Annotated in this window: 10 protein-coding genes and 1 riboswitch; of the genes, 8 read left to right on the top strand and 2 right to left on the bottom strand. The window is 55.2% G+C overall.

Going from position 1 to position 15225, the window contains the following annotated elements; genetic code table 11:
* The first annotated feature begins 133 nt into the window (after positions 1–133).
* Positions 134–233, top strand: a riboswitch (TPP riboswitch).
* 30 nt (positions 234–263) lie between these two features.
* The 3 genes from thiB to thiQ are packed head-to-tail and all read left to right on the top strand — an operon-like array spanning position 264 to position 3515.
* Positions 264–1247: a thiamine ABC transporter substrate binding subunit gene (gene thiB / locus ACJHXB_RS04570; protein ID WP_001469031.1), complete on the top strand. Its 984-nt coding sequence runs from the start codon at positions 264–266 to the stop codon at positions 1245–1247.
* Positions 1223–2833, top strand: a complete 1611-nt coding sequence (gene thiP / locus ACJHXB_RS04565) for a thiamine/thiamine pyrophosphate ABC transporter permease ThiP (protein ID WP_000235617.1) — start codon at positions 1223–1225, stop codon at positions 2831–2833. The genes thiB and thiP overlap by 25 nt, the downstream gene beginning before the upstream one ends.
* Complete coding sequence (gene thiQ / locus ACJHXB_RS04560) at positions 2817–3515, top strand: thiamine ABC transporter ATP-binding protein ThiQ (protein WP_000916301.1); 699 nt, start codon at positions 2817–2819, stop codon at positions 3513–3515. Before thiP ends, thiQ begins: the two co-directional genes overlap by 17 nt.
* Positions 3516–3628: 113 nt before the next feature.
* On the opposite strand, the gene ACJHXB_RS04555 is transcribed toward thiQ, so the two are convergent.
* Both ACJHXB_RS04555 and araC read right to left on the bottom strand, forming a co-directional pair.
* Positions 3629–4393 carry a DedA family protein gene (locus ACJHXB_RS04555; protein WP_001148378.1) on the bottom strand — a complete coding sequence of 255 codons (765 nt, stop codon included), beginning with the start codon at positions 4391–4393 and terminating at the stop codon, positions 3629–3631.
* A gap of 85 nt (positions 4394–4478) precedes the next feature.
* On the bottom strand, positions 4479–5357 hold the full coding sequence (araC, locus tag ACJHXB_RS04550) for an arabinose operon transcriptional regulator AraC (protein ID WP_001300811.1): 879 nt from the start codon (positions 5355–5357) through the stop codon (positions 4479–4481).
* Between the two features lie 338 nt (positions 5358–5695).
* Here araC and araB point away from each other — a divergent pair, with 338 nt between their 5' ends.
* The 5 genes from araB to rapA all read left to right on the top strand — a co-directional run bounded on the left by araB (position 5696) and on the right by rapA (position 15215).
* The gene (araB, locus tag ACJHXB_RS04545) at positions 5696–7396 is read left to right on the top strand and encodes a ribulokinase (RefSeq protein ID WP_000951838.1); all 1701 of its coding nucleotides are present in this window, start codon (positions 5696–5698) and stop codon (positions 7394–7396) included.
* Between the two features lie 10 nt (positions 7397–7406).
* A complete protein-coding gene (gene araA / locus ACJHXB_RS04540) occupies positions 7407–8909 on the top strand; it encodes an L-arabinose isomerase (RefSeq protein WP_000151728.1) in 1503 nt (500 codons plus the stop codon).
* Positions 8910–9023: 114 nt separating this feature from the next.
* Entirely contained in the window at positions 9024–9719 is a 696-nt protein-coding gene (araD, locus tag ACJHXB_RS04535; protein ID WP_000888658.1) for an L-ribulose-5-phosphate 4-epimerase, read from the top strand.
* Between the two features lie 74 nt (positions 9720–9793).
* Positions 9794–12145: a DNA polymerase II gene (gene polB / locus ACJHXB_RS04530; protein WP_000035626.1), complete on the top strand. Its 2352-nt coding sequence runs from the start codon at positions 9794–9796 to the stop codon at positions 12143–12145.
* A 163-nt stretch (positions 12146–12308) separates the two neighbouring features.
* On the top strand, positions 12309–15215 hold the full coding sequence (rapA, locus tag ACJHXB_RS04525; protein ID WP_001117001.1) for an RNA polymerase-associated protein RapA: 2907 nt from the start codon (positions 12309–12311) through the stop codon (positions 15213–15215).
* Positions 15216–15225: the final 10 nt, after the last annotated feature.

The raw sequence follows: 15225 nt of genomic DNA, 5'->3' as shown, positions 1-15225 counted from the left end.
TGTGCTAAGGGATTCTTTCGGTTCAAAGCTTCCCAGCTATGCAAATACGTCCTTGATAGCTGAACGAATATTGGCTTTTTTAATACGCCTTCTCTATGGATTGCTGGTTGATAACAAAATCACTACACTAACGCCGTTCTCAACGGGGTGCCACGCAGACGCGTGCGCTGAGAAAATACCCGTCGAACCTGATCCGGATAACGCCGGCGAAGGGATTTGAGGCTCCTTCTCAAGTCCTTTGCCACTCTTTTTTGAGGTGCAAAGTGTTAAAAAAATGTCTGCCCCTGCTGTTGCTGTGCACAGCGCCCGTTTTCGCTAAACCCGTTCTGACCGTCTACACCTACGACTCCTTCGCCGCCGACTGGGGTCCAGGTCCGGTGGTTAAAAAAGCCTTTGAAGCCGACTGTAATTGCGAACTGAAACTGGTGGCGCTGGAAGATGGCGTTTCGCTTCTCAACCGTCTACGGATGGAAGGCAAAAACAGCAAAGCCGATGTGGTGCTGGGGCTGGATAACAATCTGTTAGATGCCGCCAGCAAAACCGGGCTGTTTGCTAAAAGCGGTGTGGCAGCGGATGCCGTTAACGTTCCCGGCGGCTGGAATAATGACACTTTCGTCCCGTTTGATTACGGCTATTTCGCCTTCGTCTATGACAAGAACAAACTGAAAAATCCGCCGCAAAGCCTGAAAGAGCTTGTTGAGAGCGATCAAAACTGGCGGGTGATTTATCAGGATCCGCGCACCAGCACGCCGGGGCTGGGTCTGCTGTTGTGGATGCAAAAAGTCTATGGCGATGACGCCCCACAAGCCTGGCAGAAACTGGCGAAGAAAACGGTCACGGTCACCAAAGGCTGGAGCGAAGCCTACGGCCTGTTTTTAAAAGGTGAAAGCGATCTGGTACTGAGTTACACCACCTCTCCGGCTTATCACATTCTCGAAGAGAAGAAAGATAACTACGCCGCCGCGAACTTCAGCGAAGGTCACTATTTGCAAGTGGAAGTCGCCGCCCGCACCGCTGCCAGCAAGCAGCCAGAGCTGGCGCAAAAATTCCTCCAGTTTATGGTTTCTCCGGCTTTTCAGAATGCGATCCCAACCGGCAACTGGATGTATCCGGTGGCAAACGTCACGCTGCCTGCCGGTTTTGAACAATTGACCAAACCGGCAACCACGCTGGAGTTCACGCCAGCCGAGGTAGCGGCACAACGTCAGGCATGGATTAGCGAATGGCAACGCGCCGTCAGCCGTTAATTCCCGGCTGGTTAATTCCAGGAATAAGCGCCGCCACGCTGGTGGTGGCGGTTGCGCTGGCGGCGTTTCTTGCCCTGTGGTGGAACGCGCCGCAGGGTGACTGGTCGGCAGTCTGGCAGGACAGCTATCTGTGGCATGTGGTGCGCTTCTCCTTCTGGCAGGCGTTTCTCTCTGCGCTGCTCTCTGTCGTGCCCGCGATATTCCTCGCCCGCGCCCTCTACCGCAGGCGCTTTCCGGGTCGGCTGGCGCTGTTGCGTCTGTGCGCCATGACCTTGATCCTCCCGGTGCTGGTTGCTGTTTTCGGCATTCTTAGCGTCTATGGTCGCCAGGGCTGGCTGGCATCACTCTGCCAATCGCTCGGTCTGGAGTGGACCTTTTCGCCCTACGGCCTGCAAGGCATTTTGCTGGCCCATGTGTTTTTTAATCTGCCGATGGCTAGCCGTTTATTACTCCAGGCACTGGAAAACATTCCCGGCGAACAACGTCAACTTGCCGCCCAGCTTGGGATGCGTGGCTGGCACTTCTTTCGTTTCGTCGAATGGCCGTGGTTACGGCGACAAATCCCGCCAGTTGCTGCGCTTATCTTTATGCTCTGTTTCGCCAGCTTCGCCACCGTGTTGTCGCTGGGGGGCGGTCCGCAGGCGACCACTATCGAACTGGCTATTTATCAGGCGCTGAGTTACGACTACGATCCTGCCCGCGCGGCGATGCTGGCGCTGATCCAGATGGTGTGTTGCCTTGGGCTGGTGCTGCTGAGTCAGCGATTGAGTAAGGCCATTGCGCCCGGCACTACGCTGCTGCAAGGCTGGCGCGACCCGGACGATCGTCTGCATAGCCGCATTTGCGACACGGTGTTAATTGTGCTGGCGCTGCTGCTGTTGCTACCACCGTTACTGGCGGTGATCGTCGATGGGGTAAATCGCCAGTTGCCGGAAGTGCTGGCGCAGCCGGTGCTGTGGCAGGCGCTGTGGACCTCGTTGCGTATTGCGCTGGCGGCAGGCGTATTATGCGTAGTGCTGACCATGATGCTGCTATGGAGCAGTCGCGAACTGCGGGCGCGGCAAAAAATGCTGGCCGGTCAGGCGCTGGAGATGAGCGGCATGTTGATCCTCGCCATGCCGGGGATTGTGCTGGCTACGGGCTTCTTTTTACTGCTCAACAACACTATCGGCCTGCCGCAATCTGCTGACGGCATTGTGATTTTCACCAATGCGTTAATGGCGATCCCTTATGCGCTGAAGGTGCTGGAAAACCCGATGCGCGATATCACCGCGCGTTACAGTATGTTGTGTCAGTCGCTGGGCATTGAAGGCTGGTCACGCTTAAAAGTGGTGGAGCTGCGCGCCCTGAAACGCCCACTGGCGCAGGCACTGGCCTTTGCTTGTGTGCTATCGATTGGTGATTTTGGCGTGGTGGCGTTGTTCGGTAACGATGATTTCCGCACCCTGCCGTTTTATCTCTACCAGCAAATTGGCTCCTATCGCAGCCAGGACGGCGCGGTCACCGCGTTAATTCTGCTGCTACTCTGTTTTCTGCTGTTTACTGTGATTGAAAAACTACCGGGGCGAAATGTTAAAACTGACTGATATCACCTGGCTTTACCACCATTTGCCGATGCGTTTTAGCTTAACGGTGGAACGGGGCGAGCAGGTGGCGATCCTCGGGCCAAGCGGCGCGGGTAAAAGTACCCTGCTGAATTTGATCGCCGGTTTTCTGACGCCAGCCAGCGGTTCGCTGACTATCGACGGCGTTGATCACACCACGACGCCGCCGTCACGCCGTCCGGTGTCGATGCTGTTTCAGGAGAACAACCTGTTCAGTCACCTGACGGTCGCGCAGAACATCGGGTTGGGGCTTAATCCAGGATTGAAGCTGAACACGGCACAGCAGGAGAAAATGCACGCTATCGCCCGCCAGATGGGGATTGATAATTTAATGGCGCGATTACCGGGCGAGCTTTCTGGCGGTCAACGACAGCGCGTGGCGTTAGCGCGTTGTCTGGTGCGCGAACAGCCGATTTTATTGCTCGATGAACCGTTCTCTGCGCTCGATCCGGCGCTACGTCAGGAGATGCTAACGCTAGTGAGCACGAGCTGCCAACAGCAAAAAATGACGTTATTGATGGTGTCGCACAGTGTGGAAGATGCTGCGCGGATTGCCACGCGCTCGGTGGTAGTCGCCGACGGGCGCATCGCCTGGCAGGGTATGACCAATGAGTTGTTGAGCGGTAAGGCGAGTGCTTCGGCACTATTGGGGATTACGGGTTAGTATGCACTGTCGGATGCGGCGTGAACGCCTTATCCGACCTACGGACAGTGCGTTTTGTAGGCCTGATAAGACGCGGCAAGCGTCGCATCAGGCAACCCGCACAAGGCTATCCCCTAAACCCCAACCACTTTACGCAAAATATCGATATACACCGGCATCAACGGGTGGCGAATTAACACCACCAGCGCCACCACGCCGATGGCAGAAATCAACGGCGTCAGCCACAACAAACGACCGCGCGACAAATAATGACTTAAACGATCGGTTGCTTTGCCGCTGCGCCATAACCGCCAGCACAGCCAGCCCCCAACCCACAAAAATACCGCCGTCGCCAGCAGCAACCATTTAAACTCGCCACTCTGCATTCCGGCAGGAATATCAATCGCCGCACCCGCCAGAATCCCTGGCAGGAAGTAAAACGGCGGCCACAGCAGGCAGCCGATAATATTCGGCGTGATAAATTTCGCCACCGGGAGATCCAGCATTCCCGCCACCATTGGCACCAGCGGACGCGTTGGGCCGACAAAACGACCGACCAGAATGGTAAACATGCTGTGTTGATGCAACGCATGTTCAGTTTTATCAAGTAGTGCTTTGTTTTTCTTAAGAAATGACCAGCGATGCAACGGCTTTTTAAAACGCCAGCCCAGCCAGAAGGAGATCCAGTCGCCCAGCAGGCAACCGACAATCCCCGCCATCCACGCGTGCCAGAAGCTTAACTCGCCGCTGCCAATCAGCGCCCCCAGTCCCGCCATTAGCACCGTACCGGGTAAAATCAAACCGACCAGCGCCAGCGACTCCAGAAAGGCCACCAACACCACCGCTATCAATGAATACACGGTGGATTGGGTAATAAAGTGTTCCAGCAATGCTTGCATAATGTGCCTGTCAAATGGACGAAGCAGGGATTCTGCAAACCCTATGCTACTCCGTCAAGTCGTCAATTGTCTGATTCGTTACCAATTATGACAACTTGACGGCTACATCATTCACTTTTTCTTCACAACCGGCACGGAACTCGCTCGGACTGGCCCCGGTGCATTTTTTAAATACTCGCGAGAAATAGAGTTGATCGTCAAAACCAACATTGCGACCGACGGTAGCAATAGGCATCCGGGTGGTGCTCAAAAGCAGCTTCGCCTGACTAATGCGTTGGTCCTCGCGCCAGCTTAAGACGCTAATTCCTAACTGCTGGCGGAACAGATGCGACAGACGCGACGGCGACAGGCAAACATGCTGTGCGACGCTGGCGATATCAAAATTGCTGTCTGCCAGGTGATCGCTGATGTACTGACAAGCCTCGCGTACCCGATTATCCATCGGTGGATGGAGCGACTCGTTAATCGCTTCCATGCGCCGCAGTAACAATTGCTCAAGCAGATTTATCGCCAGCAGCTCCGAATAGCGCCCTTCCCCTTGCCCGGCGTTAATGATTTGCCCAAACAGGTCGCTGAAATGCGGCTGGTGCGCTTCATCCGGGCGAAAGAAACCCGTATTGGCAAATATTGACGGCCAGTTAAGCCATTCATGCCAGTAGGCGCGCGGACGAAAGTAAACCCACTGGTGATACCATTCGCGAGCCTCCGGATGACGACCGTAGTGATGAATCTCTCCTGGCGGGAACAGCAAAATATCACCCGGTCGGCAGACAAATTCTCGTCCCTGATTTTTCACCACCCCCTGGCCGCGTATGGTGAGATTGAGAATATAACCCTTCATTCCCAGTGGTCGGTCGATAAAAAAATCGAGATAACCGTTGGCCTCAATCGGCGTTAAACCCGCCACCAGATGGGCGTTAAACGAGTATCCCGGCAGCAGGGGATCATTTTGCGCTTCAGCCATACTTTTCATACTCCCGCCATTCAGAGAAGAAACCAATTGTCCATATTGCATCAGACATTGCCGTCACTGCGTCTTTTACTGGCTCTTCTCGCTAATCCAACCGGTAACCCCGCTTATTAAAAGCATTCTGTAACAAAGCGGGACCAAAGCCATGACAAAAACGCGTAACAAAAGTGTCTATAATCACGGCAGAAAAGTCCACATTGATTATTTGCACGGCGTCACACTTTGCTATGCCATAGCATTTTTATCCATAAGATTAGCGGATCCTACCTGACGCTTTTTTTCGCAACTCTCTACTGTTTCTCCATACCCGTTTTTTTGGATGGAGTGAAACGATGGCGATTGCAATTGGCCTCGATTTTGGCAGTGATTCTGTGCGAGCTTTGGCGGTGGACTGCGCCACCGGTGAAGAGATCGCCACCAGCGTAGAGTGGTATCCCCGTTGGCAGAAAGGGCAATTTTGTGATGCCCCAAATAACCAGTTCCGTCATCATCCGCGTGACTACATTGAGTCAATGGAAGCGGCGCTGAAAACCGTGCTTGCAGAGCTTAGCGCCGAGCAGCGCGCAGCTGTGGTCGGGATTGGCGTTGACACAACCGGCTCGACGCCCGCACCGATTGACGCCGACGGTAACGTGCTGGCGCTGCACCCGGAGTTTGCCGAAAACCCGAACGCGATGTTCGTATTGTGGAAAGACCACACCGCGGTTGAAGAAGCGGAAGAGATTACCCGCTTATGTCACACGCCGGGCAACGTTGACTACTCCCGCTATATTGGCGGTATTTATTCCAGCGAATGGTTCTGGGCAAAAATACTGCATGTGACTCGCCAGGACAGCGCCGTGGCGCAATCTGCCGCATCGTGGATTGAGCTGTGCGACTGGGTACCAGCTCTGCTTTCCGGTACCACCCGCCCGCAGGATATTCGTCGCGGACGTTGCAGCGCCGGGCATAAGTCGCTATGGCACGAAAGCTGGGGCGGCCTGCCGCCAGCCAGTTTCTTTGACGAACTGGACCCGATCCTCAATCGCCATTTGCCTTCCCCGCTGTTCACTGATACCTGGACTGCCGATATTCCGGTAGGCACTTTATGTCCGGAATGGGCGCAGCGTCTCGGCCTGCCTGAAAGCGTGGTGATTTCCGGCGGCGCGTTTGACTGCCATATGGGCGCAGTTGGCGCAGGCGCACAGCCTAACGCACTGGTAAAAGTTATCGGTACTTCCACCTGCGACATTCTGATTGCCGACAAACAGAGCGTTGGCGAGCGGGCAGTGAAAGGTATTTGCGGTCAGGTTGATGGCAGCGTGGTGCCTGGATTTATCGGTCTGGAAGCAGGCCAATCGGCGTTTGGTGATATCTACGCCTGGTTCGGTCGCGTACTCGGCTGGCCGCTGGAACAGCTTGCCGCCCAGCATCCGGAACTGAAAGAGCAAATCAACGCCAGCCAGAAACAACTGCTTCCGGCGCTGACCGAAGCATGGGCCAAAAATCCGTCTCTAGATCACCTGCCGGTGGTGCTCGACTGGTTTAACGGCCGCCGCACACCGAACGCTAATCAACGCCTGAAAGGGGTGATTACCGATCTTAACCTCGCTACCGACGCTCCGCTGCTGTTCGGCGGTTTGATTGCTGCCACCGCCTTTGGCGCACGCGCAATCATGGAGTGCTTTACCGATCAGGGGATCGCCGTTAATAACGTGATGGCGCTGGGCGGCATCGCGCGGAAAAACCAGGTCATTATGCAGGCCTGCTGCGACGTGCTGAATCGCCCGCTGCAAATTGTTGCCTCTGACCAGTGCTGTGCGCTCGGTGCGGCGATTTTCGCTGCCGTCGCCGCGAAAGTGCACGCAGACATCCCATCAGCCCAGCAAAAAATGGCCAGTGCGGTAGAGAAAACCCTGCAACCGCGCAGCGAACAGGCACAACGCTTTGAACAGCTTTATCGCCGCTATCAGCAATGGGCGATGAGCGCCGAACAACACTATCTTCCAACTTCCGCCCCGGCACAGGCTGCCCAGGCCGTTCCGACTCTATAAGGACACGACAATGACGATTTTTGATAATTATGAAGTGTGGTTTGTAATTGGCAGCCAGCATCTGTATGGCCCGGAAACCCTGCGTCAGGTCACCCAACATGCCGAGCACGTTGTTAATGCGCTGAATACGGAAGCGAAGCTGCCCTGCAAACTGGTGTTGAAACCGCTGGGCACCACGCCGGATGAAATCACCGCTATTTGCCGCGACGCGAATTACGACGATCGTTGCGCCGGCCTGGTGGTGTGGCTGCACACCTTCTCCCCGGCCAAAATGTGGATCAACGGCCTGACCATGCTCAACAAACCGTTGCTGCAATTCCACACCCAGTTTAACGCGGCGCTGCCGTGGGATAGCATCGATATGGACTTTATGAACCTGAACCAGACTGCACATGGCGGTCGTGAGTTCGGCTTCATCGGCGCGCGTATGCGTCAGCAACATGCCGTCGTTACCGGTCACTGGCAGGATAAACAAGCCCATGAGCGTATCGGCTCCTGGATGCGTCAGGCGGTCTCTAAACAGGATACCCGTCATCTGAAAGTCTGCCGTTTTGGCGATAACATGCGTGAAGTGGCGGTCACCGATGGTGATAAAGTTGCCGCACAGATCAAGTTCGGTTTCTCCGTCAATACCTGGGCGGTTGGCGATCTGGTGCAGGTAGTGAACTCCATCAGCGACGGCGATGTTAACGCGCTGGTCGATGAGTACGAAAGCTGCTACACCATGACGCCTGCGACACAAATCCACGGCGAAAAACGCCAGAACGTGCTGGAAGCGGCGCGTATTGAGCTGGGGATGAAGCGTTTCCTGGAACAAGGTGGCTTCCACGCGTTCACCACCACCTTTGAAGATTTGCACGGTCTGAAACAGCTTCCTGGTCTGGCCGTACAGCGTCTGATGCAGCAGGGTTACGGCTTTGCGGGCGAAGGCGACTGGAAAACTGCCGCCCTGCTTCGCATCATGAAGGTGATGTCAACCGGTCTGCAGGGCGGCACCTCCTTTATGGAGGACTACACCTATCACTTCGAGAAAGGCAATGACCTGGTGCTCGGCTCCCACATGCTGGAAGTCTGCCCGTCGATCGCCGCAGAAGAGAAACCGATCCTCGACGTTCAGCACCTCGGTATTGGCGGTAAAGAAGATCCTGCCCGCCTGATCTTCAATACCCAAACCGGCCCAGCCATTGTCGCCAGCTTGATTGATCTCGGCGATCGTTACCGTCTGCTGGTTAACTGCATCGACACGGTGAAAACGCCGCATACCCTGCCGAAACTACCGGTAGCGAATGCGCTGTGGAAAGCGCAGCCGGATCTACCAACCGCTTCCGAAGCGTGGATCCTTGCTGGTGGCGCGCACCATACCGTCTTCAGCCATGCGCTGAACCTCAACGATATGCGCCAGTTTGCCGAGATGCACGACATTGAAATCACGGTGATTGATAACGACACCCGCCTGCCAGCGTTTAAAGACGCGCTGCGCTGGAACGAAGTGTATTACGGGTTTCGCCGCTAAGTAGCTGCATCAGGTATGCAACGCCTGATGCGACGCTGGCGCGTCTTATCAGGCCTACACGCTGCGATTTTGTAGGCCGGATAAGCAAAGCGCATCCGGCACGAAGGAGTCAACATGTTAGAAGATCTCAAACGCCAGGTATTAGAAGCCAACCTGGCGCTGCCAAAACATAACCTGGTCACGCTCACCTGGGGCAACGTCAGCGCCGTTGATCGCGAGCGCGGCGTCTTTGTGATCAAACCTTCCGGCGTCGATTACAGCATCATGACCGCTGACGATATGGTCGTGGTTAGCATCGAAACCGGTGAAGTGGTTGAAGGTACGAAAAAGCCCTCCTCCGACACGCCAACTCACCGGCTGCTCTATCAGGCATTCCCGTCCATTGGCGGCATTGTGCATACGCACTCCCGCCACGCCACCATCTGGGCGCAGGCGGGCCAGTCAATTCCGGCAACCGGTACCACCCACGCCGACTATTTCTACGGCACCATTCCCTGCACCCGCAAAATGACCGACGCAGAAATCAACGGTGAATATGAGTGGGAAACCGGTAACGTCATCGTAGAAACCTTCGAAAAACAGGGGATCGACGCAGCACAAATGCCCGGCGTTCTGGTCCATTCTCACGGCCCGTTTGCATGGGGCAAAAATGCCGAAGATGCGGTGCACAACGCCATCGTGCTGGAAGAAGTCGCTTATATGGGGATATTCTGCCGTCAGTTAGCGCCGCAGTTACCGGATATGCAGCAAACGCTGCTGGATAAGCACTATCTGCGTAAGCATGGCGCAAAAGCCTATTACGGCCAGTAATGACTGTATAAAACCACAGCCAGTCAACCAAAACCAGGCTATACTCAAGCCTGGTTTTTTATTGGATTTTCAGCGTGGCGCAGGCAGGTTTTATCTTAACCCGACACTGGCGGGATACCCCGCAAGGAACCGAAGTTTCCTTTTGGTTAGCGACGGACAACGGGCCGTTGCAGGTTACGCTTGCACCGCAAGAGTCCGTGGCCTTTATTCCCGCCGATCAGGTTCCCCGCGCTCAGCATATTTTGCAGGGTGAACAAGGCTTTCGCCTGACGCCGCTGGCGTTAAAGGATTTTCATCGCCAGCCGGTGTATGGCCTTTACTGTCGCGCCCATCGCCAGTTGATAAATTACGAAAAGCGCCTGCGTGAAGCTGGCGTTACCGTCTACGAGGCCGATGTGCGCCCGCCAGAACGCTATCTGATGGAGCGGTTTATCACCTCACCGGTGTGGGTCGAGGGTGATATCCGCAATGGCGCTATCGTTAATGCCCGTCTGAAACCGCATCCCAACTATCGTCCGCCGCTCAAGTGGGTTTCTATTGATATTGAAACCACCCGCCACGGTGAGCTGTACTGCATCGGCCTGGAAGGGTGCGGGCAGCGCATCGTTTATATGCTGGGGCCAGAGAATGGCGACGCCTCCGCGCTCGATTTCGAACTGGAGTACGTCGCCAGCCGCCCGCAGCTACTGGAAAAACTCAACGCCTGGTTTGCGACTCACGATCCCGATGTGATCATCGGCTGGAACGTGGTGCAGTTCGATCTGCGAATGCTGCAAAAACATGCTGAGCGTTATCGTATTCCGCTGCGGCTGGGGCGCGATAACAGTGAGCTGGAGTGGCGCGAGCACGGCTTTAAAAACGGCGTCTTTTTTGCCCAGGCCAAAGGGCGGCTGATTATCGACGGTATCGAGGCGCTGAAATCCGCGTTCTGGAATTTCTCTTCATTCTCGCTGGAAACCGTCGCTCAGGAGTTATTAGGCGAAGGAAAATCTATCGATAACCCGTGGGATCGGATGGACGAAATTGACCGCCGTTTCGCCGAAGATAAACCTGCGCTGGCAACTTATAACCTGAAAGATTGCGAGCTGGTGACGCAGATCTTCCACAAAACTGAAATCATGCCGTTTTTACTCGAACGAGCGACGGTGAACGGCCTGCCGGTAGATCGGCACGGGGGGTCGGTGGCAGCGTTTGGTCATCTCTATTTTCCGCGAATGCATCGCGCTGGTTATGTCGCGCCTAATCTCGGCGAAGTGCCGCCACACGCCAGCCCTGGCGGCTATGTGATGGATTCGCGGCCAGGGCTTTATGATTCGGTACTGGTGCTGGACTACAAAAGCCTGTACCCGTCGATCATCCGCACCTTTCTGATTGATCCCGTCGGGCTGGTGGAAGGCATGGCGCAGCCTGATCCAGAGCACAGCACCGAAGGTTTTCTCGATGCCTGGTTCTCGCGGGAGAAACATTGCCTGCCGGAGATTGTGACTAACATCTGGCACGGGCGCGATGAAGCCAAACGTCAGGGTAATAAGCCGCTTTCGCAGGCGCTGAAGATCATTATGAATGCCTTTTATGGCGTGCTTGGCACCACCGCCTGCCGCTTCTTCGATCCGCGCCTGGCGTCGTCGATCACCATGCGTGGTCATCAGATCATGCGGCAAACCAAAGCATTGATTGAAGCGCAGGGCTACGACGTGATCTACGGCGATACCGACTCAACGTTTGTCTGGTTAAAAGGCGCACATTCGGAAGAAGAAGCGGCGAAAATTGGTCGTGCACTGGTGCAGCACGTTAACGCCTGGTGGGCAGAAACGCTGCAAAAACAACGGCTGACCAGCGCATTAGAACTGGAGTATGAAACCCATTTCTGCCGTTTTCTGATGCCAACCATTCGCGGAGCCGATACCGGTAGTAAAAAGCGTTATGCCGGGCTGATTCAGGAGGGCGATAAGCAGCGGATGGTGTTTAAAGGGCTGGAAACCGTGCGCACCGACTGGACGCCGCTGGCCCAGCAGTTTCAGCAGGAGCTGTACCTGCGTATCTTCCGCAACGAGCCATATCAGGAGTACGTCCGCGAAACCATCGACAAACTGATGGCGGGTGAACTGGATGCGCGGCTGGTTTACCGTAAACGCCTTCGCCGTCCGCTGAGCGAATATCAGCGTAATGTTCCGCCTCATGTACGCGCCGCTCGCCTTGCCGATGAAGAAAACCAAAAGCGCGGTCGCCCCTTGCAATATCAGAACCGCGGCACCATTAAGTACGTATGGACCACCAACGGCCCGGAGCCGCTGGACTACCAACGTTCACCACTGGATTACGAACACTATCTGACCCGCCAGCTACAACCCGTGGCGGAGGGAATACTCCCTTTTATTGAGGATAATTTTGCTACACTTATGACCGGGCAACTTGGGCTATTTTGAGCAAAAAAAGAGTTCGCCAGATACCATTTTGATGCGTGACGAATGCTTTGCCATCCAGTACCATAGCGCCCTTTCCATTCCTGGACCTGAATAACACCACTACCTCATAAGCACGGTAGCGGGTGGTTATTGCCTGCAATTAAAGATATAGAGCCGAACACATATGCCTTTTACACTTGGTCAACGCTGGATCAGCGATACAGAAAGCGAATTGGGACTTGGAACCGTTGTCGCGGTGGATGCGCGAACTGTCACTTTACTTTTCCCATCTACTGGTGAAAACCGTCTGTACGCACGCAGTGATTCCCCCGTGACCCGCGTGATGTTCAACCCTGGTGATACCATTACCAGCCATGACGGCTGGCAGATGCAAGTCGAAGAAGTAAAAGAAGAAAATGGCTTGCTGACCTATATCGGTACTCGCCTGGATACTGAAGAGTCCGGCGTAGCCCTGCGTGAAGTTTTCCTTGATAGCAAACTGGTGTTCAGCAAACCGCAGGACCGTCTGTTTGCCGGGCAGATTGACCGTATGGACCGCTTTGCGCTGCGTTATCGCGCGCGTAAGTATTCCAGCGAACAGTTCCGTATGCCGTACAGCGGCCTGCGCGGTCAGCGTACCAGCCTGATCCCGCACCAGCTCAACATCGCTCATGATGTTGGTCGCCGCCACGCGCCGCGCGTCCTGCTCGCTGACGAAGTCGGTTTAGGGAAAACCATTGAAGCCGGGATGATCCTGCATCAGCAACTGCTCTCTGGCGCTGCTGAACGTGTGCTGATTATCGTCCCGGAAACCTTACAGCATCAGTGGCTGGTAGAAATGCTGCGCCGTTTCAACCTGCGCTTTGCTCTGTTTGATGATGAGCGTTATGCCGAAGCTCAGCACGATGCTTACAACCCGTTCGACACCGAACAGCTGGTGATTTGCTCGCTGGATTTTGCCCGTCGTAGCAAACAGCGTCTGGAACATCTCTGTGAAGCCGAATGGGATCTGCTAGTGGTCGATGAAGCCCATCACCTGGTGTGGAGCGAAGATGCGCCGAGCCGCGAATATCAGGCCATTGAACAACTGGCAGAGCACGTGCCCGGCGTTCTGCTGCTGACCGCAACCCCGGAACAACTGGGGATGGAAAGCCACTTCGCCCGTCTGCGTCTGCTGGACCCGAACCGTTTCCACGATTTTGCGCAATTCGTTGAAGAACAGAAAAATTATCGTCCGGTTGCGGACGCCGTTGCCATGCTGCTGGCAGGTAACAAACTGAGCAATGACGAACTGAACATGCTCGGTGAGATGATCGGCGAGCAGGATATCGAGCCGCTGTTGCAAGCAGCAAACAGCGACAGCGAAGATGCACAGAGCGCCCGTCAGGAACTGGTTTCCATGCTGATGGATCGCCACGGCACCAGCCGCGTGCTGTTCCGTAACACGCGTAACGGTGTGAAAGGCTTCCCGAAACGCGAGCTGCACACCATTAAGCTGCCGCTGCCGACGCAGTATCAGACGGCTATTAAAGTCTCCGGCATTATGGGCGCACGCAAAAGTGCGGAAGATCGCGCTCGCGATATGCTCTACCCGGAGCGTATTTATCAGGAATTTGAAGGTGATAACGCCACCTGGTGGAACTTCGATCCGCGCGTTGAGTGGCTGATGGGCTACCTGACCAGCCATCGCTCTCAGAAAGTGCTGGTGATCTGCGCTAAAGCTGCCACTGCGCTGCAACTGGAGCAAGTACTGCGCGAACGTGAAGGTATCCGCGCCGCGGTGTTCCACGAAGGCATGTCGATTATTGAACGTGACCGCGCTGCCGCCTGGTTTGCTGAAGAAGACACCGGCGCACAGGTACTGCTGTGCTCGGAAATCGGTTCTGAAGGACGTAACTTCCAGTTCGCCAGCCACATGGTAATGTTTGACCTGCCATTCAACCCGGATCTGCTGGAGCAGCGTATTGGTCGTCTGGATCGTATCGGTCAGGCGCACGATATTCAGATCCATGTGCCTTATCTGGAGAAAACCGCTCAGTCGGTGCTGGTGCGCTGGTATCACGAAGGTCTGGATGCATTCGAACACACCTGCCCGACCGGACGCACTATCTACGATAGCGTATACAACGATCTGATTAACTATCTGGCTTCACCGGATGAGACCGAAGGCTTTGACGATCTGATCAAAAACTGCCGCGAGCAACATGAAGCGCTGAAAGCACAGCTGGAACAAGGTCGTGACCGCCTGCTGGAAATCCATTCCAACGGTGGCGAAAAAGCCCAGGCACTGGCAGAAAGCATTGAAGAGCAGGATGACGATACCAACCTGATCGCCTTCGCCATGAACCTGTTCGATATTATCGGTATCAATCAGGACGATCGCGGCGACAACATGATCGTGCTGACGCCGTCCGATCATATGCTGGTGCCGGACTTCCCTGGCTTGTCGGAAGATGGCATCACCATCACCTTCGACCGTGAAGTGGCGCTGGCGCGTGAAGATGCGCAGTTTATTACCTGGGAGCATCCGCTGATCCGCAACGGTCTGGATCTGATCCTTTCTGGCGACACCGGTAGCAGCACGATTTCACTGTTGAAAAACAAAGCGTTGCCGGTAGGTACGCTGTTGGTGGAACTGATTTACGTGGTTGAAGCCCAGGCTCCGAAGCAGTTGCAGCTCAACCGCTTCCTGCCGCCGACACCGGTACGTATGCTGCTGGATAAAAACGGCAACAACCTGGCGGCGCAGGTGGAGTTTGAAACCTTTAACCGTCAGCTTAACGCGGTTAACCGTCACACCGGCAGCAAACTGGTTAACGCCGTGCAGCAGGATGTTCACGCGATCCTTCAGTTGGGTGAAGCGCAGATCGAGAAATCTGCCCGTGCACTGATTGATGCCGCACGTAACGAAGCCGACGAAAAACTGTCTGCCGAGCTGTCTCGTCTGGAAGCTCTGCGTGCAGTGAACCCGAACATTCGTGACGACGAACTGACCGCCATTGAGAGCAACCGTCAGCAGGTAATGGAAAGCCTGGATCAGGCAGGCTGGCGTCTGGATGCCCTGCGTTTGATCGTTGTAACGCATCAGTAACGGAGCCGAA

Source organism: Escherichia sp. WS3227_2, assembly GCF_046486495.1.
GTDB classification, from domain to species: Bacteria; Pseudomonadota; Gammaproteobacteria; order Enterobacterales; family Enterobacteriaceae; genus Escherichia; species Escherichia coli.
This window is presented reverse-complemented; position numbering and strand designations above follow the sequence as displayed.

What these genes read in the sequence shown, in the direction of transcription:
- rapA (WP_001117001.1), top strand. Translation starts at nt 12,309, where the DNA reads ATGCCTTTTACACTTGGTCAACGCTGGATCAGCGATACAGAAAGCGAA.
- thiQ (WP_000916301.1), top strand. Translation starts at nt 2,817, where the DNA reads ATGTTAAAACTGACTGATATCACCTGGCTTTACCACCATTTGCCGATG.
- araD (WP_000888658.1), top strand. Translation starts at nt 9,024, where the DNA reads ATGTTAGAAGATCTCAAACGCCAGGTATTAGAAGCCAACCTGGCGCTG.
- araB (WP_000951838.1), top strand. Translation starts at nt 5,696, where the DNA reads ATGGCGATTGCAATTGGCCTCGATTTTGGCAGTGATTCTGTGCGAGCT.
- ACJHXB_RS04555 (WP_001148378.1), bottom strand. Translation starts at nt 4,393, where the DNA reads ATGCAAGCATTGCTGGAACACTTTATTACCCAATCCACCGTGTATTCA.
- thiP (WP_000235617.1), top strand. Translation starts at nt 1,223, where the DNA reads ATGGCAACGCGCCGTCAGCCGTTAATTCCCGGCTGGTTAATTCCAGGA.
- araC (WP_001300811.1), bottom strand. Translation starts at nt 5,357, where the DNA reads ATGGCTGAAGCGCAAAATGATCCCCTGCTGCCGGGATACTCGTTTAAC.
- araA (WP_000151728.1), top strand. Translation starts at nt 7,407, where the DNA reads ATGACGATTTTTGATAATTATGAAGTGTGGTTTGTAATTGGCAGCCAG.